Annotated in this window: 4 protein-coding genes; 3 read left to right on the top strand and 1 reads right to left on the bottom strand. The window is 52.5% G+C overall.

Annotation, left to right across the window (positions count from 1 at the left end; all coding sequences use genetic code 11):
• Positions 1–413 (top strand): acetyl-CoA C-acyltransferase (locus tag HOK28_13600; protein MBT6434127.1); only part of this gene is annotated, 413 nt, incomplete at its 5' end.
• Positions 414–415: 2 nt separating this feature from the next.
• Here the strand turns inward: HOK28_13600 and HOK28_13595 are convergent.
• Positions 416–1,324 (bottom strand): SDR family oxidoreductase, encoded by a 909-nt coding sequence (locus HOK28_13595; GenBank protein ID MBT6434126.1) that lies wholly within the window; start codon positions 1,322–1,324, stop codon positions 416–418.
• A 294-nt stretch (positions 1,325–1,618) separates the two neighbouring features.
• On the opposite strand from HOK28_13595, the gene HOK28_13590 reads away from it, so the two are divergent.
• On the top strand, positions 1,619–1,978 hold the full coding sequence (locus tag HOK28_13590; GenBank protein ID MBT6434125.1) for a hypothetical protein: 360 nt from the start codon (positions 1,619–1,621) through the stop codon (positions 1,976–1,978).
• Positions 1,971–2,296: YceI family protein (locus tag HOK28_13585; protein ID MBT6434124.1), on the top strand; the 326-nt coding region annotated here is incomplete at its 3' end. The genes HOK28_13590 and HOK28_13585, both read left to right, overlap by 8 nt.

Genomic DNA, 2,296 nt, shown 5'->3' with positions numbered 1-2,296 from the left:
TGGTGATGAGCGCAGAGCGAGCCAAAGAGCTTGGTCTTCAGCCTTTAGCGCGCATTGTGTCTACGGGCGTAAGCGCACTCAACCCAGAAATCATGGGGCTTGGTCCTGTTGCTGCGAGTCAGCAAGCGATGAAGCGCGCGGGCATGAGCATCTCGGATGTAGATCTCGTGGAAATCAATGAAGCGTTTGCAGCCCAGGTGATTCCATCGGCTCGTAACCTCAATATTGACGAAGCTAAGCTGAATGTGAGCGGCGGTGCCATTGCCTTGGGTCACCCCTTTGGCATGACGGGCGCGAGAATTCTCACCACGCTTCTCACCAACCTCAAAGCACACGACAAAACCATCGGCCTTGAAACGATGTGTATCGGTGGCGGCCAGGGTATGGCCATGATTGTGGAGCGGCTTAGCTAAGCTTATTGCGCGCCGTAAGGCTTCATGGCCGGAGTTGCTTCTGCCAAAAGGCCTCGTACTGCGGGGCCTACATCGGCGGGGTTCCATCTTTCGCCTTTGTCTACCTGAGGACCTCTTCGCCAGCCATCGCCCACAATGATTTCACCGCCGACCAGTTCAAACACTTGGCCGGTTACATCTTTAGAGTCTGCGCTACCAAGCCAAGCAACCACCGGTGAGATGTTGGCAGGATCCATAGCATCAAAACCTGCGTCTGGTTTTTTCATCATGTCGGCAAAGGCGTCTTCGGTCATACGGGTTCGAGCAGCCGGTGCAATGGCGTTGGCGGTAATGCCATAACGACCGAGCTCGGCTGCTTGTACGAGTGTTAAAGATGCAATGCCTGCTTTGGCCGCGGAGTAATTACTTTGACCCACGCTCCCTAAAAGACCTGCGCCGCTGCTGGTGTTGATGATGCGTGCGTTCACTTCTTTGCCAGCTTTGCTTTCCGCGCGCCAATAGGCTGCGGCATGCCGGGTGGTGCAGAAGTGTCCTTTAAGGTGCACGCTGATGATGGCATCCCATTCTTCTTCGCTGGTGCTCACAAACATGCGGTCGCGCACATAGCCTGCGTTGTTCACAACCACATCGAGACCGCCGAAAGTTTCAATGGCAGTTTTGACCATATCGCCGGTTTGTTCCCAGTTGGTTACGTCGGCTCCGTGAGCAATGGCTTCGCCGCCCATAGCGCGAATGGCTTCAACCACTTCTCCGGCAGGCCCCGTGGAGCCACCGGAACCATCGAGCTCAGTACCGATATCGTTCACCACAACCTTGGCGCCTTGGCGACCGAATTCCAATGCGTGTTCGCGGCCAATCCCGCGTCCGGCACCTGTAACAATCACAACTCTTCCAGCACATATCCCTGTCATTGGATTTCCTCTTCGTTGGCACTCAAATAGATGAGATTTTCTAGACTCATGTATCGACCAAGCACGAGTGCGGGGCAAGGCTTTGTATGTAAAGGGTTTTTCCTTTTTATGACGGCCGAGACAGGTGTCCGAAAATGTTGAGAAAGTTTAAACTGGGCTCATCTTGTTTGAAGAAAACCCTGTAATTTCAAGTCATAAGGGCTAAAGGGCTTAGGAGTATGCTCCAGTAGCTTGCATCGGTCGCTGGCTACCGTAACAATACTTCTAGTCCTAGGGCAGCTCGAGGGAGGCGCAGTGAAAAATTGGTGTTTAATTCTCTTTATTTGCATGGCTTCGCTCTCGGTGTCGGCCTGTGGGGATGATCCCGCAGTGGCTCTGACCTGCGACGATATCTATCCGGCTGATCAGGTTCAATTTTCAGAGCTGGCAACGCTCATGAAATTGCAATGTGGGTTCTGCCACTCCAAGGACAGTCCAGTTTATGGATACGACTACAGCACGCCAGGTGCCGCCTACGACAGTACTGCTTACAAGCCGCGCTCAGTCTATTTTCAGTTGGCTTCAGGACTGATGCCGCCCGGTGAAGGGCAATGGTCAGAGGATAATCTAAAACTCTTTCGCAGCTGGTACTGCCACGGAGCGTTGTATGAATAAGAAAATGTTGGGAACTCTTTTAGGGCTGTGCCTTTTACTGGCGCCAGCTTGGTCTATGGCTTCCACGTTTGAAGTGGCCAAAGACAGCAACATTACCTTCGTTGCGAAAATTACGGGCAGTAGTTTTAAAGGCGAATGCGAAACGCTAACCGGTACAGCCTCTTTGGATGCGGCCACTCAAAAGCTTACTGCGCTTGAGTTTTCGCTCAAAGCCGAAGACATCAAAACCGGCATGGACCAGCGTGATGGTCATATGTACAAAAAGTATCTCGAAACAAAAGAGTTTCCGATGGTGACCTTCAAGGCCGCTGAAGTGGT

Source organism: Deltaproteobacteria bacterium (assembly GCA_018668695.1).
GTDB lineage: Bacteria > Myxococcota > XYA12-FULL-58-9 > XYA12-FULL-58-9 > JABJBS01 > JABJBS01.
Note: the sequence above shows the minus strand (reverse complement) of the source record. Positions and strands in the feature narration are given on the sequence as shown.